The sequence below is a fragment of the Rhizobium sp. F40D2 genome (assembly GCF_051810745.2).
Lineage (GTDB): Bacteria > Pseudomonadota > Alphaproteobacteria > Rhizobiales > Rhizobiaceae > Rhizobium.
The window spans coordinates 561,960-586,502 of record NZ_CM131436.1 but is presented as its reverse complement, the minus strand read 5'-3'; the positions used below and the strand labels follow the sequence as shown (position 1 = coordinate 586,502).

At 62.2% G+C, this 24,543-nt stretch carries 18 protein-coding genes; 16 read left to right on the top strand and 2 right to left on the bottom strand.

What is annotated here, in order from left to right:
- Positions 1 to 8: 8 nt before the first annotated feature.
- From ACS4RS_RS02915 to ACS4RS_RS02870, 10 genes are all read left to right on the top strand, one after another.
- Positions 9 to 869 (top strand): S49 family peptidase, encoded by an 861-nt coding sequence (locus tag ACS4RS_RS02915; RefSeq protein WP_439008795.1) that lies wholly within the window; start codon positions 9 to 11, stop codon positions 867 to 869.
- An 18-nt stretch (positions 870 to 887) separates the two neighbouring features.
- Positions 888 to 1,079, top strand: coding sequence for a hypothetical protein (locus ACS4RS_RS02910; RefSeq protein ID WP_439008796.1), 192 nt, complete (start codon positions 888 to 890; stop codon positions 1,077 to 1,079).
- Between the two features lie 258 nt (positions 1,080 to 1,337).
- Positions 1,338 to 2,294 (top strand): glycine--tRNA ligase subunit alpha, encoded by a 957-nt coding sequence (locus ACS4RS_RS02905; RefSeq protein ID WP_184378863.1) that lies wholly within the window; start codon positions 1,338 to 1,340, stop codon positions 2,292 to 2,294.
- Positions 2,291 to 2,842 (top strand): AAA family ATPase, encoded by a 552-nt coding sequence (locus ACS4RS_RS02900; protein WP_439008797.1) that lies wholly within the window; start codon positions 2,291 to 2,293, stop codon positions 2,840 to 2,842. Before ACS4RS_RS02905 ends, ACS4RS_RS02900 begins: the two co-directional genes overlap by 4 nt.
- Before the next feature lie 59 nt (positions 2,843 to 2,901).
- Positions 2,902 to 3,453, top strand: a complete 552-nt coding sequence (locus ACS4RS_RS02895) for a LemA family protein (protein ID WP_439008798.1) — start codon at positions 2,902 to 2,904, stop codon at positions 3,451 to 3,453.
- Between the two features lie 88 nt (positions 3,454 to 3,541).
- Complete coding sequence (aroA, locus tag ACS4RS_RS02890; RefSeq protein WP_439008799.1) at positions 3,542 to 4,816, top strand: 3-phosphoshikimate 1-carboxyvinyltransferase; 1,275 nt, start codon at positions 3,542 to 3,544, stop codon at positions 4,814 to 4,816.
- Positions 4,817 to 4,852: 36 nt separating this feature from the next.
- On the top strand, positions 4,853 to 6,787 hold the full coding sequence (locus ACS4RS_RS02885) for a DUF2207 family protein (RefSeq protein ID WP_439008800.1): 1,935 nt from the start codon (positions 4,853 to 4,855) through the stop codon (positions 6,785 to 6,787).
- 65 nt (positions 6,788 to 6,852) lie between these two features.
- Complete coding sequence (gene purD / locus ACS4RS_RS02880; protein ID WP_439008801.1) at positions 6,853 to 8,136, top strand: phosphoribosylamine--glycine ligase; 1,284 nt, start codon at positions 6,853 to 6,855, stop codon at positions 8,134 to 8,136.
- Between the two features lie 93 nt (positions 8,137 to 8,229).
- Positions 8,230 to 8,691 (top strand): plant virulence effector HPE1-like domain-containing protein, encoded by a 462-nt coding sequence (locus tag ACS4RS_RS02875; RefSeq protein WP_439008802.1) that lies wholly within the window; start codon positions 8,230 to 8,232, stop codon positions 8,689 to 8,691.
- Between the two features lie 419 nt (positions 8,692 to 9,110).
- Positions 9,111 to 10,928 (top strand): methyl-accepting chemotaxis protein, encoded by a 1,818-nt coding sequence (locus ACS4RS_RS02870; RefSeq protein ID WP_439008803.1) that lies wholly within the window; start codon positions 9,111 to 9,113, stop codon positions 10,926 to 10,928.
- 400 nt (positions 10,929 to 11,328) lie between these two features.
- Here the strand turns inward: ACS4RS_RS02870 and glyS are convergent, their stop codons facing one another.
- Positions 11,329 to 13,512: a glycine--tRNA ligase subunit beta gene (gene glyS, locus ACS4RS_RS02865; RefSeq protein WP_439008804.1), complete on the bottom strand. Its 2,184-nt coding sequence runs from the start codon at positions 13,510 to 13,512 to the stop codon at positions 11,329 to 11,331.
- A 227-nt stretch (positions 13,513 to 13,739) separates the two neighbouring features.
- Here glyS and ACS4RS_RS02860 point away from each other — a divergent pair, with 227 nt between their 5' ends.
- The 5 genes from ACS4RS_RS02860 to ubiA all read left to right on the top strand — a co-directional run bounded on the left by ACS4RS_RS02860 (position 13,740) and on the right by ubiA (position 20,258).
- On the top strand, positions 13,740 to 16,049 hold the full coding sequence (locus ACS4RS_RS02860) for a Tex-like N-terminal domain-containing protein (RefSeq protein WP_439008805.1): 2,310 nt from the start codon (positions 13,740 to 13,742) through the stop codon (positions 16,047 to 16,049).
- 133 nt (positions 16,050 to 16,182) lie between these two features.
- On the top strand, positions 16,183 to 17,442 hold the full coding sequence (locus ACS4RS_RS02855) for a class I SAM-dependent methyltransferase (protein ID WP_439008806.1): 1,260 nt from the start codon (positions 16,183 to 16,185) through the stop codon (positions 17,440 to 17,442).
- Between the two features lie 35 nt (positions 17,443 to 17,477).
- Complete coding sequence (locus ACS4RS_RS02850) at positions 17,478 to 18,059, top strand: histidine phosphatase family protein (protein WP_439008807.1); 582 nt, start codon at positions 17,478 to 17,480, stop codon at positions 18,057 to 18,059.
- A gap of 202 nt (positions 18,060 to 18,261) precedes the next feature.
- Positions 18,262 to 19,074, top strand: a complete 813-nt coding sequence (locus ACS4RS_RS02845) for a MipA/OmpV family protein (protein ID WP_439008808.1) — start codon at positions 18,262 to 18,264, stop codon at positions 19,072 to 19,074.
- Positions 19,075 to 19,298: 224 nt separating this feature from the next.
- Positions 19,299 to 20,258, top strand: a complete 960-nt coding sequence (gene ubiA, locus ACS4RS_RS02840; protein ID WP_003588189.1) for a 4-hydroxybenzoate octaprenyltransferase — start codon at positions 19,299 to 19,301, stop codon at positions 20,256 to 20,258.
- A gap of 81 nt (positions 20,259 to 20,339) precedes the next feature.
- Here the strand turns inward: ubiA and ACS4RS_RS02835 are convergent, their stop codons facing one another.
- A complete protein-coding gene (locus tag ACS4RS_RS02835) occupies positions 20,340 to 20,906 on the bottom strand; it encodes a DUF6101 family protein (protein WP_439008809.1) in 567 nt (188 codons plus the stop codon).
- A gap of 297 nt (positions 20,907 to 21,203) precedes the next feature.
- On the opposite strand from ACS4RS_RS02835, the gene ACS4RS_RS02830 reads away from it, so the two are divergent.
- On the top strand, positions 21,204 to 24,533 hold the full coding sequence (locus ACS4RS_RS02830) for a DUF1217 domain-containing protein (protein ID WP_439008810.1): 3,330 nt from the start codon (positions 21,204 to 21,206) through the stop codon (positions 24,531 to 24,533).
- Positions 24,534 to 24,543: the final 10 nt, after the last annotated feature.

The following is a 24,543-nucleotide window of genomic DNA, read 5'->3' as shown; positions in this document are numbered from 1 at the left end:
GATTAGAGATGGCCGGATTTTGGAGAAAGCTGCTGCCGAAACGGTTCCGCAAGGACGGCCTCACCATCCCCGTCGTCAGATTGCAGGGGCCGATCGTCAGCGGCGGCGGCCCGTTTCGGCCGGCGCTCAATCTCGCCAACGTCGCTCCTGTTCTGGAAAAAGCCTTCGCCATGAAGGACGCGCCGGCGGTTGCGATAACAATCAATTCGCCGGGCGGCTCGCCCGTCCAGTCCCGCCTGATCTTCACCCGCATTCGCGAACTCGCCCGCGAGAAGCAGAAGAAGGTCCTGGTTTTCGTCGAGGATGTCGCCGCCTCCGGCGGTTATATGATCGCGCTCGCCGGCGACGAGATCATTGCTGACGCCACCTCGATCGTCGGCTCGATCGGCGTCGTCTCCGGCGGTTTCGGCTTTCCCGAGCTCCTGAAGAAGATCGGCGTCGAGCGCCGTGTCTATACGGCCGGCGAAAACAAGGTGATCCTCGATCCGTTCCAGCCGGAAAAGGAAAAGGACATCGAATATCTGAAGAGCCTGCAGCTCGAAATCCACCAGGTCTTCATCTCGATGGTGCGCGAACGCCGCGCCGGCAAGCTGAGGGACGATGCGACAGTCTTCTCAGGCCTGTTCTGGAGCGGCACCCGCGGCCTCGAACTCGGCCTCGTCGACGGCCTCGGCGACATGCGCCAGGAATTGAAGCGGCGCTACGGCCAGAAGACCAAGCTGGAGCTCGTCGCCGCCGGCCGCGGCCTGTTTGGCCGCCGTGTTCCCGGCGTGTCGCCGGTCTCGCTCGAAAGTGCTGCATCCGGTCTCGCGACAGGGCTTGTCGAAGCGGCGGAAGAAAGAGCATTGTGGAGCCGCTTCGGGCTTTGAGGGGAGCAAGAGAGGGAAATGGCGCAGCTTATCACCATCCTGGTCCTGGTGTTCTCAGCCTGGTGGCTCTACCGCCGCTTCGTCTCCGACGCTCGCAAGCTCGCGGAAAAATCACGCCGCGCCGAAAGGGAACGCCAGACCGGCGCAATCGGCACCCTGATCAAGGATCCTGTCACCGGCGAATACCGGCTGAAGCGGGATGAGGAATAGGGCGTCGCTAGCTGCCCCTCATCCGCCTGCCGGCACCTTCTCCCCGCATGCGGGGCGAAGGGGACAAGCCGCGAGCTCTCCATCCCCACCGACCTCTCTCGGGGCACGTCCCCTCTCCCCGCGCGCGCGGAGAGGGCTAGGGTGAGGGGCAGGCGACAGGGTAGCGTCTCTCGACATGCCCCCCGCAAAACCCTTGACCCCTGACGCCCTCCATGGCACCTGTCGCGCCGATAATCCCCACGCAATCGGTGCCGTGTCATGTCAGCTATCCCAGACCATATGAACCCGAAGCGCTCCTTCCAGGCGCTGATCCTGACCCTGCATAGCTACTGGGCGGACAAGGGTTGCGCGGTGCTGCAGCCTTACGACATGGAAGTCGGCGCCGGCACCTTTCACCCGGCCACGACGCTGCGTGCGCTCGGCCCCAAGCCGTGGAAGGCTGCATATGTTCAGCCGTCGCGTCGTCCGTCCGACGGCCGCTACGGCGAGAACCCGAACCGCCTGCAGCATTATTACCAGTACCAGGTGATCTTGAAGCCGAACCCGCCCAATCTGCAGGAGCTCTATCTCGGCTCGCTGGCGGCGATCGGCCTCGATCCGCTGCTGCACGACATCCGTTTCGTCGAGGACGACTGGGAAAGCCCGACGCTCGGCGCCTGGGGCCTCGGCTGGGAATGCTGGTGCGACGGCATGGAAGTCTCGCAGTTCACCTATTTCCAGCAGGTCTGCGGCATCGAATGCGCGCCCGTCGCCGGCGAGCTGACCTATGGCCTCGAACGCCTCGCCATGTATGTCCAGGGCGTCGACAATGTCTACGACCTGAATTTCAACGGCCGCGAGGGCGACGAGAAGATCAGCTATGGCGACGTCTTCCTGCAGGCCGAGCAGGAATATTCGCGCCACAATTTCGAATTCGCCAATACCGAGATGCTGCATCGCCACTTCGTCGATGCCGAAAAGGAATGCCGGGCGCTGCTCGATGCCGGCGCGCCCGCCGACAACGCCAACCAGCGCCTGCACAAATGCGTCTTCCCGGCCTATGACCAGTGCATCAAGGCCAGCCACGTCTTCAACCTGCTCGACGCCCGCGGCGTTATCTCGGTCACCGAGCGCCAGAGCTATATCCTGCGCGTGCGCACACTGGCCAAGGCCTGCGGCGAAGCCTTCCTGCTGACCGACGCCGGCGGCGTCAATCTGGGCAAAGAGGCGGCATGACACAAAAGCCTGCCAGCCGTATCGTCCATATCAACGGCTGGCCAGGCACCGGGAAGCTGACCGTCGGCCGTTTGCTGGCGAAACGGCTCGGCGCCCGGCTCATTGACAATCACATGCTCCTCAATCCAGCCGAAGCTCTTTTCGCCCGCAGCAACCCTCTGCATGCATCACTGCGTGGGCAGGTCCGGCGGGCGGTTTTCGACCACGCCGTGCGCGCCGATCCGGCTGAAAGCTTCGTCTTTACCGATGCTTTTTCGGATGACGAGCAAGATAGTGCGATGTTCTCCTGGTATCTCGATCTGGCCGTCGCCAGAGCTGCGGATCTGGTCGCAGTTCTCCTCGATTGCGCGCCGGAGGAAAATGCCAGGCGCCTTATCTCTCCCGGCCGATCCGAGGCGCTCAAGCTGACGGATACGGCGAGGCTGCAACAGCTTCGGGCAAACTATAAACTGCTGCGCGGATTAGGTGAACACACAGTCGAAATTGATACAACGGACCTTTCGCCGGAGCAGACGGCGGCCCGAATTCTCGCGTATATCGGTGTTTGACGACAGCCGGGAATCCTGCGTAATTTGCACCAACTTTACTTCGCTGCAGGGGAATCGCGATGTATATTGCGCTTGGCGCCATCGTTTTGGTCGCACTCTATGTCGTCTTCATCTACAACGGCCTTGTTCGCTCCCGGCAGATGGCTGAAGAAGCCTGGTCGGGCATCGATGTGCAGCTCAAGCGCCGTGCCGATCTGATCCCGAACCTGATCGAGACGGTCAAGGGCTATGCGGCCCATGAAAAGTCGACGCTCGAAGAGGTGGTTGCGCTCCGCAACAAGGCGCAGGCGGTGCCATCAGGCGATGTTGCCGGCAGGGCGCAGGCGGAAGGGCTGCTCGGGCAGGCGCTGGGCCGGGTCATCGCGCTCGCCGAAGCCTATCCCGATCTCAAGGCCAACCAGAATTTTGCCGAGCTGCAGGCCTCGCTCGAAACCATGGAAGGCGAGCTGCAGATGGCGCGGCGCTATTACAATGGTGCGGCGCGCGACCTGAACGTCAAGGTCGAAAGCTTTCCCTCCAATCTCGTCGCCGGTCAGTTCGGTTTTGCCAAGCGGGAATACTTTGAAATCACCAACGAGGCCGATCGCGCCGTCCCCAGCGTCAAATTCTGACGATCCGGCATTTTGCCTTTGCGAAAAAGCGATTAAGAGCAGGGGCAGACTGCGGCCGATCGGCTCGCCCATGGACGGAATAAACAGCATGACACGCACAGCCAGACTCACGATCATCCCGCCGGGCAAGCCGCTTTCGGGCCGCGCCATGCCGCCGGGTTCGAAGTCGATCACTAATCGCGTGCTGCTGCTCGCCGGCCTTGCCAAGGGCACGAGCCGGCTGACGGGCGCGCTGAAGAGCGACGATACGCGGTATATGGCCGATGCTCTCAGGGCGATGGGTGTGCAGATCGACGAGCCCGATGACACGACTTTCGTGGTGACAGGCAGCGGTAAGCTTCTTCCGCCGAAAGCACCGCTCTTTCTCGGCAATGCCGGCACGGCGACGCGCTTTCTGACGGCTGCGGTGGCCTCGGTCGAAGGCACGGTTGTCGTGGATGGCGACGAGCACATGCGCAAACGGCCGATCGGCCCGCTGGTCGCAGCACTCAAGTCACTTGGATTGGATGCTGAGGCGCCGACCGGCTGCCCGCCAGTGACCGTGCACGGCAATGGGCACTTTGCTTCGGGCCGCGTCGAGATCGATGCCGGTCTGTCGAGCCAGTATGTTTCGGCCCTTCTGATGGCTGCTCCGCTTGCCAAGCAGGGCGCCAATGCGCCTGTGACCGTTGCGCTTGCCGGCGCCGATATCGGCGCCCGCGGTTATGTCGATCTCACCCTTGCCGCCATGGAGGCCTTCGGCGCCGAGGTGAAACAGCTCGATGCCGCGACCTGGCGTGTCAAGCCGACCGGCTACACCGCAGCCGACTTCGTCATCGAGCCGGATGCGTCTGCCGCGACCTACCTCTGGGCGGCCGAAGTACTGACCGGCGGCAAGATCGACCTTGGTGTGCCGAACGACGCCTTCACTCAGCCGGATGCCAAGGCCTATGAGACGATCGCCCAATTCCCGCACCTGCCAGGTGAAATCGACGGCTCGCAGATGCAGGACGCCATTCCGACCATCGCCGTGCTCGCCGCCTTCAACGAAACGCCGGTTCGCTTCGTCGGAATCGCCAACCTGCGCGTCAAGGAATGTGATCGCATCCGCGCGCTTTCCACCGGGCTCAACAACATCCGCGAAGGCTTGGCCGTCGAGGAGGGTGACGATTTGATCGTCCATTCCGATCCTGATCTCGTCGGCCAACATTTGCCGGCCGAGATCGACAGCTTCGCCGATCATCGCATCGCCATGAGCTTCGCGCTCGCCGGCCTGAAGATCGACGGCATCACCATTCTCGATCCCGATTGCGTCGGCAAGACCTTCCCCGCCTATTGGCGGACGCTCGCCGCGCTCGGGGTGACATATCAGGACAAGGATTGAGGAGACGCAGCCGAGGCTGCCGGCGGGGAGACAGGGATGGGGCGTCGGGTTTTCGGATTTTGTTTTGCTCTGCTCTTGATGCTTGCCGCCCCGGCGGCCTTCGCCGCCGAGGTCATCGACAATTTTGCCTCCGCCATCCAGCTGGAAAAGAGCGGCGCGATGACGGTGACGGAAACGATCACCGTCAATGCCGAGGGCAACCGGATCAATCACGGTATCTTCCGTGACTTCCCGCTCTATTTCACCGACGCCGAAGGCCGTCGCCGCAGCGTCGATTTCGATATGGTGTCGGTCACCCGCGATGGCGAAGAAGAGCCTTGGCACACGGAATCGATTGCGGGCGGCATCCGCATCTATGCCGGTTCCGCCGACGTAACAGTGACGCCGGGCCGTCACCGCTACGTCTTCACTTACAAGACCAACCGCCAGATCCGCTATTTCGACGATCATGACGAACTCTACTGGAATGTCACCGGCAATGGCTGGATCTTCCCGATCCGCTCGGCCGCGGCAACGGTGACGCTGCCACCGGGTGTTAGCGCGACGCAGACGATCTTCTTTACCGGCCCTCAAGGCGCAACGGGAAAGAACGCCCGCGTCAGCGAGACCGGGGCCGGCCTTGTCTTTGCCACCACTGCGCCGCTCGATGCCAACGAAGGGCTGACTTTCGCAGTCCGCATGCCGAAGGGTTCCATCGATCCGCCGAGCGCGGACATGGAAAGCACATGGTGGCTCAAGGACAACCGCAATTATTTCATCGGCTTCGGCGGCTTGATACTGGTCTTCGCTTATTATCTCAGATCTTGGCTGAAGGTCGGCCGCGATCCCGCCCGCGGCGTCGTCGTGCCGCGCTGGGACGCGCCTGACGGCATCTCGCCGGCGCTGGTCAACTACATCGACAATAAAGGCTTTTCCGGTGGGGGCTGGACGGCGCTTGCTTCAACCGCGCTCAATCTTGCGGTGCGCGGTTACGTCAAGCTCGAAGACCTGAAGAATTCGATCGTCATCCGCGGCACCGGCAAACCGCTCGGCCGAGAGAAATTCCAGGCCGGCGAGGCCGAATTGCTGAGGGTCGCCGGCGGCGCCGGCGCGATGCTGACGATCGACAAGGCCAATGGCGAGCGGGTCAAATCCGTCGGCCAGAGCTTCCGTTCGGCGATCGAGAAAGAGCATCGCGGCAAATATTACAATTCCAACCTGGCTTATACCGCAGGCGGCATCGCGCTCAGCGCCGCTGCCCTTGTGGCGCTGTTCGTCTTCGGCTCGCTGCAGCCGGACACGATCGCGCTGATGCTGGTCCCGACCGCCATCTCGGTTTTCGTTGCCGTCTCCGTCGCCGGTTTTATGAAGTCGATGCATCGCGGCAACTCGCTGTTTGGCAAGGTCATCGCCATCATCGCCACGGCGATCAGCGTTTTCGTCGGCATCAGCATTCTTGCCGTCGTCATCCTGGCGCTTGCTTCCTCGCTGGTGGAACTGCACGAAACGCCGATGCTCTTTGCCGTCGGCGGCATCGTGCTGCTTAACATCCTCTATTTCTTCATCATGGGCGCGCCGACCCCGCTTGGCGCCCGGATGATGGACGGCATAGACGGCCTGCGCCAATATCTGACCCTGGCCGAAAAAGACCGGATGAACACGGCAGGCGCGCCCGAAATGTCGCCGCAGCATTTCGAGACCCTGCTGCCCTACGCCGTGGCGCTCGGTGTTGAGAAGCCCTGGTCGCGCACCTTCGAGACCTGGCTTGCAGCCGCCGCGGCCGGTGCGGCCGCCGCCTATGCGCCCACCTGGTATTCCGGCAATTTCAATAGCGGCAGTTTCGCCGACCGTGTCGGCGGCTTTTCCTCATCGATGGCCTCGACCATCGCCTCGACCATACCCTCGCCGCCGCCGTCGAGTTCGTCCTCCGGCTTTTCCGGCGGCGGTTCGTCCGGCGGCGGTGGCGGAGGCGGGGGAGGCGGGGGCTGGTAAGCTTTCCCGCTTGACCTTTCGCCCCTTGGCCCTTAACCGCCAGAGGCAAAAGGAAAGGGTGGCGCATGAAGGTTCTGTTGATCGGATCGGGCGGACGCGAGCATGCGCTCGCCTGGAAGCTGGCGCAATCGCCGTTGATGACGGAATTCTACGCCGCGCCCGGCAATCCCGGCATTGGCGAACACGCCGTGCTCGTGCCCATCAACATCGAGGATCATGAAGCGGTCGCCGCCTTCTGTAAGGACAAGGCGATCGATTTCGTCGTCGTCGGCCCCGAGGCGCCGCTGGTGGCCGGCCTTGCCGACCGGTTGCGCGCTGATGGCCTGACGGTCTTCGGACCCTCGGCAGCCGCCGCCCAGCTCGAGGGCTCCAAGGGCTTCACCAAGGATATCTGCGCCCGCTACGGCATTCCCACAGGCGCCTATCAGCGCTTCAACAATGCGCCGAAGGCCAAAGCCTATATTCGCGATCAGGGCGCGCCGATCGTCGTCAAGGCCGACGGTCTTGCCGCCGGCAAGGGCGTGACGGTGGCGATGACGCTGGATGAAGCCTTGGCCGCCGTCGACGACTGTTTCGAAGGCGCCTTTGGCGCTGCCGGCGCCGAAGTCGTCGTCGAAGCCTATCTCGACGGCGAGGAGGCGAGCTTCTTCTGCCTCTGCGACGGAAGGAATGCGCTGCCGCTCGCAACCGCCCAGGATCACAAGCGGGTGGGCGAGGGCGATACCGGCGTCAACACCGGCGGCATGGGTGCCTATTCGCCGGCGCCTGTCATGACCGCCGAGATGGTCGAGCGCACCATGAAGGAGATCATCGAACCGACGATCCGCGGCATGGCCGAGAGCGGCCATCCGTTCTCCGGGGTGTTTTTCGCCGGGCTGATGATCACCAGCAAGGGGCCGGAGCTGATCGAATACAATGTCCGCTTCGGCGATCCCGAATGCCAGGTGATGATGATGCGGCTGAAGAGCGATCTGCTGCCGCTGCTGCTCGCCACCGCCAACGGCACGCTCGATCAGGTGCGTGCCGAATGGAGCGACGATCCGGCCCTGACGGTGGTCATGGCCTCGAAGGGCTATCCCGCCGCCTACGAGAAAAACACGCCGATCCTCTCCCTGCCGGAGGCAGGCGAGGGCGAGAAGGTGTTTCATGCCGGTACGGGTCTGAAGGACGGCGCGCTGGTTGCGACCGGCGGCCGTGTACTGAACGTGACGGCGTCAGGCGGCACGGTCGCTGAAGCCAAGGACCGCGCCTACGCGCTTCTCGACCGGGTCAGGTGGGAAAACGGCTTCTGCCGGCGCGACATCGGCTGGCGGGCGATCGAGCGCGAAACAGGCGCGGACACAGTATAAACCGCCGCGTTCTTTAAATTTTTACCCTTTCCCCTGACGGGATGGAAACAAAGCTGCGCTATACCGCTCTCATAGTGAGACGGAGGTGCGTTGATGCGTCAGATTTTCCTCGGTGCGGCAATCCTGCTGATGGCAGGTTCGGCGATGGCTTCCTCGATCGAGGTGGTCGGCAAGACCGCGCCGCCGGCTGAAGGCAGCATCGTCACCGAAAGCTGTGCCGCTTGCCCGCCGCTCCAGGCCGAACTCATCAAGAAGGACTATACTGTGCCGGAGCTGAAGCCCGGTGTCCTCCAGGCGAGCGAAGTCCGCGATGTCGGCGGCGAAAAGAAGATCTATCGCACCGAAGGCTGGATGGGCGGCTCGCCCGTCGTTTTCGTCAGCAAGGCGACCCCGGAAGCAATGATCGCCGCCGCGCCTTCAGCCCCATCCGCGGATGGCATCGACATGAGCGCGACGACCGCAGCCGTCATCGGCGGAGATGCCAAGCCTGTTGTGGCCGGCATGGCGGAACAACCGGCAGCCTTGAACGTTTCCCAATTCAAGCTGCGCTTCTGAAGCAATTTCAGCAAACGCAAGAAAAAGTTCCCTGCCCCTGCCCGATCAAGGTTTCGATCGCTTGGGGTTCCACCTCAGGTGGACCGAATGCACCCTCGAAGAGAAGCGAGGGTGCATTCTCTTTCGTGCCTGATGCCGAGAGCAGATTGCGGAAACATCTGAATAACTTCAAACAATAAGGCCCAGCTATTGGTAAAAATCCGGCGGGTTTGCTTCGCGCGCGAGACCCCTGGAATTTTAGGGAAATTCGCGTCATTTGTAATAAAATTAAAGCTTTCTTATCGGGTGAGCCTCAATTGTTCCTCGCCGGTCGCAGCATGTTGTTTCAGCAGCGGTAGATGCGTCGCCGCTTTGGCGCGCTCGCACAGGCGGTAGGAAGCCGCACCGGAATGCACTCACCGTTCCCGTTGCGAGGCGTCATGAAAAATCTGAAAATATCGAAGCAGCTCATATTGCTGGTCGTCGGCCTGATGATCGCCTTTGCGGTCGCCACGTCCCTGCAAATCCGCTCCTCGGTCGATGCGATCTACAAGGAGCGTTATGACATGCTCCGCGCCGAGGTTCAGTCGGCGGTCTCAGTTCTCAAACTTTACCAGGCCAAGGTCACCGCGGGCGAAATGACGCTCGAGGACGCCCAGAAGCAGGCCTATGCCACCGTCAATGGAATGAAATACGATCCGGACGGCTATTTCTTCGGCTATAGCTACGACATCAAGATGATGTTCCACTACGACGCCTCGAAAGTCGGGCAGAACCTGAAGGGGCAGGCGGACAGCAAGGGCAAGCTCTACCGCGAAGAGTTGGTCAAGCTCGGACAGCAGGGCGGTGGTCTCGTCGAATATTATTCCACCAGCAAACCGGGCCAGCCGGTCGGCGACTATCGCAAAACGGCCTATGGCCAGGCCTTCGATCCCTGGAAGGTCGTCGTCGTCAGCGGCGTCTATATGGACGATCTCGACGCCCAGATAAACGGCACGATCCTGACCGCCCTGTCCGGCAGCATCGTTCTGTTCTTCCTTGCCATGGCCGCCGCCTACTTCGTCATTCGCGGCATCTCCGGTCCTCTCAACAATGTCCACGCCGCTTTGAAGGCCGTGGCTGAAGAAGACGTTTCTATCGCCATCCCGCATACGGCCATGAACAACGAGGTCGGCATGATGGCGACGGCGACGCTGGCGCTGCAGGAAAAGATCCGGGAACGCCATGCAATGTCGGATCGCGAGGCGGCCCAGCAGCTGGTGCTGGAAAGCGAGCGCGAAAACAATCAGCGGCAGCAGCAGGACGAGACGGCGCTCCAGGCCCGTGTAGTGGCGACGATCGGCCAGGCGCTGGAGCTGATTGCCCGCGGCGATCTCACCGTGCGCTGCGCCGATCTCGGCCAGAAATATGCCGCCCTGCGCGACAACTTCAACGATGCGCTGTCGCATCTCGAAGCCGCCATGGCCAAGGTCAGCGCCAAGGGCACCGATATCGGCACCAGCAAGGAAGAAATCCGCCGCGCCTCCAACGAGCTGTCGCAGCGCACCGAGCGCCAGGCGGCGAGCCTCGAGGAAGCCTCGGCAGCCCTTGACGAACTCACCGTCGCCGTCCGCCAGACGGCCGATGGCGCCCATGAGGCGAGCAAGCGCGTCCACTCCGTCAGCACCGAAGCCACCCACAGCGATGCGATCGTCGGCCAGGCGATCGAGGCGATGAGCGGCATCGAGAAGTCATCGTCGGAGATCACCAAGATCATCGGCGTCATCGACGAGATCGCCTTCCAGACTAACCTCTTGGCGCTGAATGCCGGCGTCGAGGCGGCCCGCGCCGGTGATTCCGGCAAGGGCTTTGCGGTCGTCGCCCAGGAAGTGCGCGAACTCGCCCAGCGCTCCGCCGCCGCAGCCAAGGAGATCAAGGACCAGATCGCCCGCTCCTCCAGCCAGGTCGACCACGGCGTCCGCCTGGTCGGCGAGGCCGGCGAGGCGCTGAAGCGCATCTCCGATCAGATCAAGGCCGCCAACGAGATCGTCGCCAAGATCGCCCACAGTGCCTCTGAGCAGGACACGACGCTGCGCTCGATCTCATCGTCGATGAACCAGCTCGACGCCGCCACCCAGCAGAACGCCGCCATGGCCGAGGAAACCACGGCCTCGGCCGAAACGCTCGCCAGTGATACCGACGAGCTGCTCAACCTCATCCGCGGCTTCCGCGTCAGCGTTGCTGCGCCGGCCCTGCATCAGGGGCGCCGCGCCGCCTAAACGGTGCGGCGAGTTCCATCACCAGAGCCTGTGCGGCCGCCGGTTTCCGGCGGCCGTGCTGTTTGGGACGTACTTTGGTGTTCGGACTGCCAAGGCGACCGCGGCGTAACAAATTCGAGCGAGGTGCTTGCGTCATGGATACTCGGGTCAAGCCCGAGTATGACGGAGAGTGGGGCACACGATGGGCAGGAGGCGAGACCTCCGTAGGAATTTCAGCAAAATGCGGGAGCGGTTTTGCCTGGGGATTGCGTAAAAAGGCGGCAAATAAAATCAGCGCCCTTCGCTATTTGCCACCGAAGCTCCCACCCTCCGTCGTCCTCCGGCTTGACCCAGGGCTTGACCCGAGGACCCATGGCCGCAAGCGCTGAGTTCGCGTCAAAGCACCCAGCCGAAGCCGCTCTCACCCCGAAATCTTCGAGAAATCCGCCACCGTCCCCGTCGCTTCGCGGATCAGCCGCAGCAGAGCCAGGCGGTTGGCGCGGATGGCGGCGTCCTCGTCGTTGACGAGCACGTCTTCGAAGAAGCGGTCGACCGGGCCGCGCAGCTTGGAAAGGGCTGCCATCGCCGAGCGGAAATCTTCGCTGGCGACGGCATCGGCCGCTTCTTTCGATGCGCCTGAAATCGCCGCGAACAGCTCCTTCTCGGCATCGAGTTTCAGCAGCGCCGGTGAAACGGCATCGGCGATCACGGTGCCCTTCTTCTCCTCGGCGGCGAGCAGCTGTGTGGCGCGCTTGGTGCCGGCAAGCAGGTTCTTGCCATCCTCGGAGGTGATGAAGGCCGTCAGCGCTTCGACGCGGCGCGCCACCATCAACAGGTCGTCGGCATCGGCCGTCAGCACGGCGTCGATCAGATCGTGGCGAGCGCCCTGGTCGCGCAGATAGACCTTGAGGCGGTCGTGGAAGAAGGAGAGGAGGTCGAAGAAAGTCTCGGCCGGATCGCCTGCGAATGAAAACAATGCGTCGCCGCCTGTCTTGGCGAGCAGCGAAGTCCGGCTCATGATCTTCAGCAATGGCAGCCTGACATTACGCTCCAGCAGGATCCTGACGACGCCGAGGGCGGCCCGCCGCAGCGCAAAGGGGTCCTTCGAACCCGTCGGCTTTTCGCCGATCGCCCAGAAGCCGATCAGCGTGTCCAGCTTGTCGGCGAGCGCGACGGTGATCGCGACCTTGTCGGCGGGAACGCGATCGGATGGGCCTTGCGGCTTGTAATGGTCTTCGATCGCGGCGGCGACCGAGGCATTTTCGCCCTGCAGTCCCGCATACTTGCGGCCCATCAGGCCCTGCAGTTCCGGGAATTCGCCGACCGCTTCGGTGCGAAGATCGGCCTTGGCAAGCACGGCGGCGCGATCGGTGAGGGCCGCATCCGCGCCGGTGATCTTTGCCAGTTCCTCCGCCAGCGCGCGGATGCGGGCGACGCGTGCGCCCTGCGTGCCGAGCTTGGCATGGAAGGTCACGTCAAGCGCATCGAGCTTGGCCATGCGCTGGTCGAGCGGCTTCTCGAGGTCGAGAGCGAATTTTGCGGCCGACGCCGTCAGCGTCTCCAGATCCGGCAGGTCGCCCTGGTCGCGCTTCCAGAAATGCAGCGCATCCGAAAGCCGGGCCCGCACCACCTTGCCGTTGCCGTGGACGATCTCCTTGCCGCCGTCATGCGCCTGGATATTGGATACCAGAATGAACTTGTTCGACAGCGTTTCCTCGCCCTGCTTGCGGGTGACGAAGCACTTCTGGTTGGTCTTGATGGTCAGCCGGATGATCTCGGAGGGGATCGAGAGATAATCCTCCTCGAAAGAACCCATCAGCACCTGCGGCCATTCCACGAGGCCGGAAACTTCCTCCAGCAGGCCCTCGTCCTCCACCAGCTCCAGCCCATTGGCGAAGGCGATGTCGCGGGCGTCGTGCAGGATGATGTCCTTGCGCCGCTCGGCGTCGAGGATGACCTTCGCCTTTTCCAGGCTTGCCGCATAATCGTCGAAACGCCGGACGGTGATCGCCTCGGGCGCGTGGAAACGATGGCCGTAGGTGATGTTGGATGCGGTGATGCCGTCGATCTCGAAGGGGATGACGACGGTCTCTTCATGCTCCGGGCCGAAGGTGCAGACGATCGACTGCAGCGGCCGCACCCAGCGCATCGCCCCGGGCCTGGAGGACGCCTTGCCCCAGCGCATAGACTTCGGCCAGGGAAAATCGCGGATGATGCCGGGCATCACCTCGGCGACGATCTCTTCTGTCCCGCGGCCGGGCTTGGAAATGACCGCGACGTAGAAATCGCCCTTCTTCGGATCGCTGACCACCTGCGCCTCGGAGACCGACGAAAGGCCGGCGCCGCGCAAAAAGCCTTCGATCGCCTTCTCGTTGGCGTCGGTGCGCGGGCCCTTGCGCTCCTCGCGCACGTCGGCCGAGCGCGCTGTCAAGCCGTGAATGTCGAGCGCCAGCCGCCGCGGCGTCCAGTATTCGCGGGCGCCCTCGTAGGAAAGACCCGCTTCGACAAGCGCATCGGTGACGAGCTTCTTCAGGTCGCCGGCAGCCTTGCGCTGCATGCGGGCCGGAATCTCTTCGGAGCGGAGTTCGAGAAGAAGGTTTGGCATGTCGAATTTCCTTGGCCCCCGCGACAGGGGGAGGTGGCAGAGGCGCCGGGTCAAAACGTTGCTTCTGCTAGCAAAAAATGGCGTATCTGCACAACCGCAAAATCGCCGCCTTTCCGGCCTGCTTTCCTGTGGATCGGCGGCTGGTGACAAACTCCAACATTGCCTTGCCGCTTTTCGCCGCTATGGTCCCGCAACTTTCGTCGAAACAGGAAATCGCTAGGAACCCTATGGCCGCTGACCTCCGTTTTCTCGCAGCCCGCATCTCGGCCGAAATCAACGCCCGTCCCGAGCAGGCCAAAGCCGCCATCGAGCTGCTCGACGAGGGCGCCACCGTGCCCTTCATCGCACGCTACCGCAAGGAAGTGACGGGCGGGCTAGACGATACGCAGCTGCGCAATCTTGCCGAGCGGCTGGTCTATCTGCGCGAACTCGAAGCCCGGCGGGCCGCGATCGTCGAATCGATCACCGGCCAAGGCAAGATGACCGACGAACTGATGGGGAAGGTGGCCGGCGCCGAAACCAAGGCCGAACTCGAAGACCTCTACCTGCCTTATAAGCCGAAGCGGCGCACCCGCGCCGAAATCGCCCGCGAACGCGGGCTCGGCCCGCTTGCCGAGGCGATCCTTGCCGATCGCGGCCGGGAGCCGGCGGCGCTCGCCGAGGGCTTCGTCACGGCTGACGTGCCCGATGTGAAGACCGCGATCGAAGGCGCGCGCGACATCATCGCCGAAGCCATTGCCGAAAATGCCGATCTGCTCGGCAGATTGCGCGCCCATATGCGCCAGGCGTCACTCCTGAAGGCCAAGGTCGTCGACGGCAAGCAGGCGGCGGGCGAAAAATTTTCCGATTATTTCGACCATTCCGAACGCTGGGCGACCGCCCCCGGCCATCGCGCGCTCGCCATGCTGCGCGGCTGGAACGAGGAGGTGCTGACGCTGACGATCGAGGCCGACGCCGAGACCGCCTCGCCGAACAAACCGGTCGAGCGGATGATCGCCGCGGCCTATGAGATCGGCGCGAGCCGGCCCGGCGACCGCTGGCTGATGGAGGTCGCCAGCTGGACCTGGCGCGTCAAGCTTTCCATGTCGCTGTCGCTCGACCTGATGCGGGAGCTGCGCGAGAGGGCCGAAGAGGAGGCGATCCATGTCTTCGCCCGCAATCTGAAGGATCTGCTGCTGGCAGCCCCCGCCGGCTCGCGCGCCACCATGGGCCTCGATCCCGGCATCCGCACCGGCGTCAAGGTCGCCATCGTCGACGGCACCGGCAAGGTGGTTGCGACCTCGACCGTCTATCCCTTTCAGCCGAGGAACGACGTGCGCGGCGCCCAGGTCGAACTCGCATCGCTGATCCGCAAGCACAATGTCGAGCTGATCTCGATCGGCAACGGCACCGGCAGCCGCGAAACCGAAAAGCTGGTGGCCGACATGCTGGCCGAGTTGCCGGCGCCGAAGCCGACCAAGGTGATCGTCTCCGAAGCCGGCGCTTCGGTCTATTCCGCCTCGGCGACCGCAGCGGCGGAGTTTCCCGATCTCGACGTGTCGTTGCGCGGCGCCGTCTCCATTGCCCGGCGTCTGCAGGATCCTCTGGCCGAACTGGTCAAGATCGAACCGAAGTCGATCGGCGTCGGCCAGTATCAGCACGATGTCGACCAGCAGAAGCTGTCGCGTTCGCTCGATGCCGTGGTCGAAGACGCGGTGAATGCCGTCGGCGTCGATCTCAATACTGCCTCGGCGCCGCTGCTGTCCCGCGTCTCCGGCCTCGGGCCCTCGATCGCCGACGCCATCGTCCGCCACCGCGACAGCGAGGGCCGTTTCGAGACGCGCCGCGATCTGTTGAAGGTTGCCCGCCTCGGCGGCCGCACCTTCGAGCAATGCGCCGGTTTCCTGCGCATCCCCAACGGCAAGGAGCCGCTCGACGCCTCCTCCGTCCACCCGGAGGCCTATGGCGTCGCCAAAAAGATCGTTGCCGCCTGCGGCCGTGATCTGCGCGCATTGATGGGCGACAGCGCCATGCTGAAATCGGTCGATCCGCGCCAGTTCATCGACGAGAAATTCGGCCTGCCGACCGTCAGGGACATCATCTCGGAACTGGAAAAGCCCGGTCGCGACCCGCGTCCGAGCTTCAAGACCGCCACCTTCGCCGAGGGCGTCAACGAAATCTCCGACCTGAAGCCCGGCATGGTGCTGGAGGGCACGGTCACCAATGTCGCCGCCTTCGGCGCCTTCGTCGATATTGGTGTGCACCAGGATGGTCTGGTGCATGTGTCCCAGCTTGCCGATCGCTTCGTCAAGGATCCCCACGAGGTCGTCAGGGCGGGTGATGTCGTCAAAGTGCGGGTCGTCGAGGTCGATGCCAAGCGCAAGCGCATCGCTCTTTCGATGAAGCGCGACGACGGTTCCGCAGCGCCGCCGCCGCGTGGTGATTCTCGCGGAAGTCAGGGCTCGCGACCGCAGAACGAGCGCCGGCCTGCCGCTGCCAAGCCGGAGAGCCAGGGTGCTTTTGGCGCCGTGCTGGCTGAAGCGATGAAGCGAAAATAAGGATTTAGCCGGTATTTCGGCAAAAATGCAACAGTTTGCCAATGTTCTGAATGGGGTGCTAAATCCGGCGCTTGTAAGGCGAGGGAGAATTATTAAGTTGATGTGACCATCCTGTCACATTTGCGAGGCGTCCATGGCGTCGGCCTTCCTTTCGATCGTCCAGCAAATCATCCGCAAGGGTTCGTTGAAACTTACGCTTGCCAATGGCGACACCTACATGATCGGCGACGGCACCGGAGACATGGTTGCTGCCCGCCTCGCCGATCAGGAGGCCGAGGACGCCATCCGGCGCGACCCGACGATGAAGCTCGGCGAGATGTACATGCAGGGCCGGTTCATTCTCGAACAGGGCAATATCTACGATTTCCTGTCGATGGTGAAGCAGAACACCACCAACGAGATCTTCGATTTCAAGATGGCGGCGCTGCTCGTCGGGCGCATCGCCTGGCAGCAGCTGAAGAGCCGCGTGCCGGTCAATCGCAACAAGCATAATGTCGCCCATCACTACGACCTGTCGGCCAAGCTCTTCGATCTCTTCCTTGATGAGGACTGGCAATATTCCTGCGCCTATTTCGAACCGCCGGGTATCGGGCTCGACGAGGCGCAGCTCGCCAAGAAACGCCATATTGCCGCCAAGCTTCTGCTCCAGCCGAACCAGCGCATCCTGGAGATCGGCTCAGGCTGGGGCGGCATGGGCATGTACCTGACGGAGGCGACCGAAGGCGCCGAATTCACCGGCATTACGCTCAGCGAAGAGCAGCTCAAGGTTTCCCGCACCCGTGCTGAAAAGCGTGGCCTTGCCGACCGCGTGCGTTTTGAGCTGCAGGATTACCGCACCCTGACGGGCAGGAAATTCGACCGCATCGTTTCGGTCGGCATGTTCGAGCATGTCGGGATCGGCAATTACCCCAATTTCTTCCGCAAGGTGTCGGACCTGCTCGACGACAACGGCGTCATGGTGCTGCATTCGATCGGCCGCCCGAAGCCGAGTTTCGGCACCAATGCCTTCATCGAGAAGTATATTTTCCCCGGCGGTTATATCCCTTCCGTCGGGGAAGTCCTGCCGCCGCTCGAGAAGGCCGGGCTCCTGGTCAGGGACGTCGAAATCCTGCCGTTGCATTACGCCTATACGCTGCGTCACTGGCGCGAGCGCTTCGTGGCGCGCAAGGCCGAAGCGGTGGCCCTTTACGACGAGCAGTTCTTCCGCATGTGGGAATTCTACCTGGCTGGCTCGGAAATGGGTTTCCGCTGGGACGAGCTCTTCATCCTGCAGATCCAGATCGCCAAGAACCAGTTCACCGTTCCCGACAACCGCAATTACATCGCCCGCAACGAAGCCAAGCTGAAGGAATTCGAGGCGAGGCGCCCGCCGTTGGAAAAGGTGACCTTCTGAGCGGCAGCAGCCGGACGCGATGAAAGGACATGCCGATGAGCAGTGCGTTTCCCGAGATCTACCTGGTACGGCACGGCGAAACCGAGTGGAGCCTGTCCGGGCGCCATACCGGCCGCAGCGATATTCCGCTGACGGGAACCGGCGAGGCCGCCGCCAGCAAGCTCGCCGATCGGCTATCAGGTCTTTCTTTCTCCGCCGTCTGGTCGAGCCCGTCGGCGCGGGCCCGCAAAACCTGCGCGCTCGCCGGCTTCGGATCGGGCGCGGTGATCCGCGACGATCTCGCCGAGTGGGACTATGGCGCCTATGAGGGTGTCACCACCAAGGCGATCCTGGCTGAGCGCCCCGGCTGGCAGCTTTTTCGCGACGGCTGTCCGGACGGTGAAACGACCGCCGATGTCGGCGCCCGCGCAGACAGCATCATTCACGCGCTTCGCGAGGCGGCGGGTACCATCCTGATTTTCTCCAGCTCGCATTTCCTGCGTGTGCTCGCCGCCCGCTGGCTCGGCCTGCCGCCGCAAGGCGGCGCCCATTTCGTGCTCGATACCGCTTCTATCAGCGTGCTCGGTTATGAACACGACCTGACGGAGCCGGTCATTCGCCAGTGGAACCAGAGATAGGGAATCTGGAGGTCGATTTGCGGAATTCGATAGCAGATGCCATCAGCCGTGTGGCCCGCAGGGTCGGATGAGGGGGCGAAACGGCACGACTTCCATCAGCGTCCTTTGTTCACCGTGGTTAACATTGGGGTAACGACCTCGCGATAAATGTAGCCGTCGCCGCTCTCCGCGGCTTTGTTTTTGCGTTTTCTGGAGTGCGGACGTGTCTCATCGATCAGTCGTATCGATCTCTTTGGCTATTGCCCTTTTATCTCTAGGTTCAGCGGCGGCGCAGGAAAGCGGCCAGCATTTCTGGTCGGGCGACTGGTATCTGAACGTCGGCGTCGCCGGCTTCTCGGCGCCGAAATTCGAAGGCTCGTCGCACAATGAATTCAAGTTCAGCCCGTTGATTTCGGTCGGTCGCCAAGGCGCCGGCCCGCGCTTTTCCTCGCGCAACGACAACCCCTCTTTCGCCCTCATCGACAAAGGCGCCTTCCGCGCCGGCATCGTCGGCAAGTTCGTGCCGTCGCGTGACGACGGCGACGGCCATGAGCTGAAGGGCTTGAGAAAGGTCAAATGGGGGGCTGAAGCCGGCGGGTTCGTCGAAGTCTACCCGACCGATTTCCTGCGCGCCCGCGCCGAAGTCCGCCAGGGCATCCGCTCGCATGACGGTGTTGTCGCCGATCTGGCGATCGATGCCTTCACCGATATCGCGCCCGACCTGCAGCTGTCAGGCGGCCCGCGCGCCACATTTGCGACAAGGGGCTATTACGATGCCTATTACGGCGTCAGCGCCAAGCACGCCGCCGAAAGCGGCCTTGATCCTTACAAGCCGACGGCGGGCATGCAGTCTTATGGCGCCGGCGCGGCGCTGACATGGAAGGCGACCGAAAATCTCTCGGCAAGCTCTTTCCTCGAATATAAGCGGCTGGCCGGCCCCGCCGCCGACAGCAGCCTGGTGCGCGAGCGCGGCTCGAAGAACCAGGTGCTGATCGGCGTCTCGGCGACCTACAAGTTCAATTTCTCCCTGCAGTGATCCAATGCATGTCGCCCGGAAGTGTGTAGCGGTTCCGGCATAACGACATGCATCAATTCCAACGCATGTCGCCCGGAAGTGCGTAGCGGTTCCGGGATAACGACATGCATTGAGACATCCAACGCATGTCGCCCGGAAGTGTGCAGCGTTTCCGGCATAACGACATGCATGGGACAACGAGATCGCTTCTTGACCGGATCGCCGGCCGGTCGCTAGATGGCGGCATGCAAGATACCGGCGACTTCAACGATCGCGTTTCCGACGCACCTTCCGATAACTGGGTCTACCGGATCCTGCCGCCATGGCTGTGGCCCTATGCGCAGCTGGCGCGATGGGATCGGCCGATCGGCTGGCAGCTGCTGATGTGGCCGTGCTTCTGGTCGGCAACCCTTGCCGCCAATGCGGCGATCGGCGAAGGGCTCTATTCCGGCAGCCTGCTGGTGTCCCACCTTTTGCTCTATTTCATCGGCGCCGTCGCCATGCGCGGCGCCGGCTGCACCTATAACGATCTTGTCGACCACGAGATCGACATGGAAGTGGCGCGGACGCGCTCGCGTCCGCTGCCCTCCGGCCGCGTTACGCGCGCCCACGCGAAGATCTTCATCGGCCTGCAGGCCCTCGTCGGGCTTTTCGTGCTCTTGCAGTTCAACTGGTTCACGGTCTTCCTCGGCGTGCTCTCGCTCGGCATCGTGGCGCTTTATCCCTACGCCAAACGCTTCACCGACTGGCCGCAATTCTACCTGGGGCTTGCCTTCTCCTGGGGCGCGCTGATGGGCTGGGCCGGCATTTTGGGCGGCCTCTCCTTCGCCGCTGTCCTGCTTTATGCCGCCTCCGTTGCCTGGACGATCGGTTACGACACGATTTACGCCCATCAGGACAAGGAGGACGACGAGCTGATCGGCGTCCGTTCCACCGCGCGCCTGTTCGGCGACAGAACGCGGGTATGGCTGATCGGCCTCTATGGGCTGACGCTGGTGCTGATGTTTGCCGCTTTCGCGCTTGCCGGCGCCAATCTAATCGCTTTCCTGGCCCTTTTCGGTGCCGCCGGCATGTTCGCCTGGCAGATCGTCCGGCTCGATATCAATGATGCCGCCCAATGCCTGGCGCTTTTCAAGTCGAACAATCGCGTCGGCCTGATCATCTTCTTCGGCCTCTTCGTCTCGCTGCTCTTCGCCATTCCCTGAATGGAGCGATGAGCGAAACGACAAACCCGGCGCGGGCGCCGGGTTTCAAATGCGTGCGAAAACGAAGTGTCGCGAAATCGCTCAGTTACGGGCGATGATTTCCTTGCCCTCGATCTTCATGGCGACGCCGAGTTGGCCGGTGGTGCGGCGCACGAGGAAGCGCGGGCGGCGGTTGGCGAAGTAGGAATGGCGGCGGCGCGGCTTGAGATCGCTGGTGCGCAGGCCGCCGATATGGTCTTCGAGCGGCCGGGCGACGCCATCGGCCTCGACCATCAGCATCGGAATGCGGAAGGCTTCCGACCAGCCGCGCCAGTCGGCGGCGATATCGCTGAGATCATGGGCGACGAGCAGCGGAATGCAGAGTTCCGGATCGGCATGATGGAGTTCGAGCGTGACGGTAACTTCGCCGTCGCCATGGTCGATGGCGCGGGCGGCGACACCCTGGAAGACGCGCTTCGGCAGCGCAATCGAGAGCGGCAGGCCGCTGGAGGGGAGGACCTTGCGCAGGACCGCGCCGCGTTCGTCTATGGTGATATTCACGTCATCCGAACAATCATGGATGGCGTAGCTGACCTGCTGCGGAAAGCGGGACGGATCGAGGCGTAACGTCGTACCAGCCCAAGCGGGCTTCATTACGGGATTGTTCATGTCATTCTACCCTTGTCTTACCTGAGAGCCGATTTCCGGTCTTCTCCTTGGGACTTTTCGTCCTCTATGGCCGACAATAGGGGCCTGCCGTTCCGTACAGCTTAAAAATTGCGGTTAAGAAAACTTTGCGTCCTCTGATGGTTATCAAAACCGAATCCGGCAGGGTTTCCGGAAGGTGAATGCCATGCTGTGCTGAAGTGATGCATCCTGAGGTAAGGCTCAGGTAAGTTTTTCGTGGCAAAATATGCTTACCAGCAGTTCGTTCTTTTAGAGATTTTGCCGAAAAGGGCGCATTTGATGATTACGGCTTCCCTCGCTTACACGATCCTGTCGAAGGATATGACGTCGAGCCTGAACAAGGTCGCGTCGCAGGCGACGGTCAAGAAAGACGCCGAATACTACGCCGATCATATCAACAAGGTCACCTCGGTCGACGACTTCCTCGGCGATTACAAGCTCTACAGCTATGCGATGAAAGCCTATGGTCTCGAGGATATGACCTATGCCAAGGCCTTCATGAAGAAGGTGCTGGAAAGCGATCTCACCGACCCCAACAGCTACGCCAACAAGCTCTCCGATACGCGCTATCGCGAATTCGCGTCCGCTTTCAATTTCAATGCGCCCGAGAAGGACGTGCAGACGGACGCGCAGGAGGACGATCTGATCGGCCTCTACAAGCAGTCCTTTATCGATGCCGACAAGGCGACGACTGCCGAGAGCACTTATTACAGCAACAACATCGACAGCGTGACGAGCGTCGACGATCTGGTCAACAACACGAGGCTTCGCACCTATGTGCTGAAGACCTTCAACATCGATCCCACCTATGCGTCGAAGGATTTTCTGCGCCAGGTGCTGACGAGCGATCTGAGCGACCCCACGAGCTTCGTCAACACGCAGGGCGGCGACAAGTACAAGGCGCTTGCCGCCCAGTTCAGCTTCAACGCCGACGGCACGGTCACCGGGACGGCGCAGACCGCGGCGCAGAAGGCTTCGGTCATCGAAACCTACACGCTGAATTCCCAGTCGGTCATCATCGACAATTCGGTCGGTTCCGACGTTGTCTACGTCAACAAGACGGCGGCCGATTATAACCAGGCCTATTATACCGCCAAGATCGGCACGATCACCAATGTCGACGATCTGGTCGCCGACAAACGTCTGACCTCCTACATCAAGACCGCTTACAGCATGGGCGCCGATTTCACCGCGGCAGCGCTGCGCACGGTCCTGACCGATCCCGGTTATGCCCAGCTGATGGGTTTTACCAATGTCTACAACGCCTTCAACTTCAAGGCGGATGGTTCGACCTCGAGCACGGCGCGCGTCCGGACGCTCGACCAGGCAAACAAGCTGTCGTCGGCGGCATCGCAGACCGCCAACTACTATAAGGTGACCTCGCAATCGAGCGGCATCACCAATGCCGACGACCTGCTCGCCGACGCAAACATGGCGCGCTATATCAAGGATGCCTATGGTCTCGGGACCGATTTCAGCAATACCGATCTGAAGAACATCCTGACCGATTCTGCCTATGCCGCCGCGCAAGGCCATGCCGATCTCAATGCCGATTTCAACTTCCAGGCCGATGGATCGATCAACGGGTCGGTGATCCAGACGGACACGCAGCGCAAGTCGACCACCGACAAATCGGCGGCGAACGCGGCTCACTTCAACGCCATGATCGACGCAGTCACCAACGTCGACGAGATCATGTCCGATCCCGTTGCGGTCAGCTATCTTAGAACCAGCATGCAGATCGCCGACAGCGTTTCCGATGCGACGCTGAGGACCTTCCTCGTCGATCCCGCCGCCGCCAGCGCTCAGGGCTATAGCGACGTCCACGATCTCTTCAATTTCAAGACCGACGGTTCGGTCGCCACCCTCTACGCCTCGCAGACGGCCGCGCAAAGTGCAAGCACCGCCAGCAAGGCCGACAATGCTGCCGTCTATTACCAGGCGACCATCGCCGGCATCGCCAATGTCGATCAGCTGCTGGCGGACCAGAAGCTGAACAATTTCGTGCGCAACGCCTTCGGTATCCCGTCCACCGTAACCGATGTCGATCTTCGCAGCATCCTGACCGATCAGAGCGGCACCGGCACCTATGCCGACGTCGCCGCCGCGTTCAATTTCAAGGCCGATGGCTCTCTCAAGGACGGCCTGGCGGCGCAGACGGACACTCAGATCCGCAACACGAAATTTGCCGCCGGAGCGCGCACCGACGATTATTCCGCCCGGATGGCCACGATCGCCAATGTTGATGATCTCATCGCCGATCCCGCCATCACCAATTTCCTGAAGAGCACCTATAATCTGCCGCTGAATATCTCGGGCGCCGACCTGAAGAGTTACCTGACCGATGCGACGGCTGCCTCGGCCGCCGGTTATGCCGATCTCAACGCCGATTTCAACTTCGCCGCCGATGGATCGCTGCCGGTGGTAAGCTCGGTCCAGACGGCCGATCAGGCGCAGACCACCAATGACAACTATATGGCGCGCTATGACGACGAGCGCGACGAGGCGATCGACGAGGTTGCCTCCAATTACTCGAGCATGATGGCCGAAAGTACCAGCCTGCTCGATACTGCCGAGATTAAATCCGTCAACGATTTCCTGCGCACCAATGCCACCGCCGATTTCAAGAAGAGCAATGACAATCTGCCGGATCCCTATCATGTGGCGCTGCAGGCCTTCGGCCTGACCGACCAGGACGTGCCGCGCTCGATGATGCGCAAGATCCTGACGAGCGACGCTTATGATCCGGACGGCTATATCGCCTCGCTGAAGGACGAGCGCATCACCAATCTCGCCCGCGCCTTCAATTTCGGCCCGGACGGCAAGGCCGCGTCACCCTTCCAGGCGCTGCCCGACGCGACCATGGCCAAATACGCAACCGACTACAAGGCGCATATGACCATGCTGCTGAAGGCCGGCCCGGTGAAGGACAAGGCATCGAAGGATGCGACGACCGAGGTGGATTACTTCGCCAAGGGCATGGCCAAGGTAAAGTCGCTCGACGATTTCCTCGACGACAGCCGCCTGACGGATCTGGTGCTGAAAGCCAACAATCTCGACCCGAAGGATTACGACAAGGCGACGCTGAAGAAGATCTTCACCTCCGATCCCGACGACAAGAAGAGCTACCTGAACGCCAAGGCCGATGCGCGCTTCCAGGATATCGTCGCCGCCTTCAACTTCGACAAGGACGGCAATCTCACCCGCGCCAAGATGGGCACAATCCAGAACAAGGCCGCCGAGGACCACACCCAGGAGCTCTACGTCCAGCAGACGATGGAAGCCCAGCAGGGCGAAAGCAACGATGGTGTGCGCCTGGCGCTCTATTTCAGCCGCAAAGCCCCGAGTATCACCTCGATCTATTCGATCCTCGGCGACAAGGCGCTCTATCAGGTCATCACCACAGCCTACAGCCTGCCCTCGCAGATATCGGGCATGGACGTCGCCAAACAGGCCGATCTCATCAACCGTTTCGTCAAGCTCGAGGATCTCCAGGATCCGAAGAAGGTCGACAAGCTACTACGCCGTTTCACCGCGATGTACGACGTCCAGAACAGCACCCAGCAATCACCGGCGCTGCAGATCCTGACCGGCGGCGGCACGCAGTAGTCCTGACCGT

What these genes read in the sequence shown, in the direction of transcription:
- ACS4RS_RS02915 (WP_439008795.1), top strand. Translation starts at nt 9, where the DNA reads ATGGCCGGATTTTGGAGAAAGCTGCTGCCGAAACGGTTCCGCAAGGAC.
- ACS4RS_RS02910 (WP_439008796.1), top strand. Translation starts at nt 888, where the DNA reads ATGGCGCAGCTTATCACCATCCTGGTCCTGGTGTTCTCAGCCTGGTGG.
- ACS4RS_RS02905 (WP_184378863.1), top strand. Translation starts at nt 1,338, where the DNA reads ATGTCAGCTATCCCAGACCATATGAACCCGAAGCGCTCCTTCCAGGCG.
- ACS4RS_RS02900 (WP_439008797.1), top strand. Translation starts at nt 2,291, where the DNA reads ATGACACAAAAGCCTGCCAGCCGTATCGTCCATATCAACGGCTGGCCA.
- ACS4RS_RS02895 (WP_439008798.1), top strand. Translation starts at nt 2,902, where the DNA reads ATGTATATTGCGCTTGGCGCCATCGTTTTGGTCGCACTCTATGTCGTC.
- aroA (WP_439008799.1), top strand. Translation starts at nt 3,542, where the DNA reads ATGACACGCACAGCCAGACTCACGATCATCCCGCCGGGCAAGCCGCTT.
- ACS4RS_RS02885 (WP_439008800.1), top strand. Translation starts at nt 4,853, where the DNA reads ATGGGGCGTCGGGTTTTCGGATTTTGTTTTGCTCTGCTCTTGATGCTT.
- purD (WP_439008801.1), top strand. Translation starts at nt 6,853, where the DNA reads ATGAAGGTTCTGTTGATCGGATCGGGCGGACGCGAGCATGCGCTCGCC.
- ACS4RS_RS02875 (WP_439008802.1), top strand. Translation starts at nt 8,230, where the DNA reads ATGCGTCAGATTTTCCTCGGTGCGGCAATCCTGCTGATGGCAGGTTCG.
- ACS4RS_RS02870 (WP_439008803.1), top strand. Translation starts at nt 9,111, where the DNA reads ATGAAAAATCTGAAAATATCGAAGCAGCTCATATTGCTGGTCGTCGGC.
- glyS (WP_439008804.1), bottom strand. Translation starts at nt 13,512, where the DNA reads ATGCCAAACCTTCTTCTCGAACTCCGCTCCGAAGAGATTCCGGCCCGC.
- ACS4RS_RS02860 (WP_439008805.1), top strand. Translation starts at nt 13,740, where the DNA reads ATGGCCGCTGACCTCCGTTTTCTCGCAGCCCGCATCTCGGCCGAAATC.
- ACS4RS_RS02855 (WP_439008806.1), top strand. Translation starts at nt 16,183, where the DNA reads ATGGCGTCGGCCTTCCTTTCGATCGTCCAGCAAATCATCCGCAAGGGT.
- ACS4RS_RS02850 (WP_439008807.1), top strand. Translation starts at nt 17,478, where the DNA reads ATGAGCAGTGCGTTTCCCGAGATCTACCTGGTACGGCACGGCGAAACC.
- ubiA (WP_003588189.1), top strand. Translation starts at nt 19,299, where the DNA reads ATGCAAGATACCGGCGACTTCAACGATCGCGTTTCCGACGCACCTTCC.
- ACS4RS_RS02835 (WP_439008809.1), bottom strand. Translation starts at nt 20,906, where the DNA reads ATGAACAATCCCGTAATGAAGCCCGCTTGGGCTGGTACGACGTTACGC.
- ACS4RS_RS02830 (WP_439008810.1), top strand. Translation starts at nt 21,204, where the DNA reads ATGATTACGGCTTCCCTCGCTTACACGATCCTGTCGAAGGATATGACG.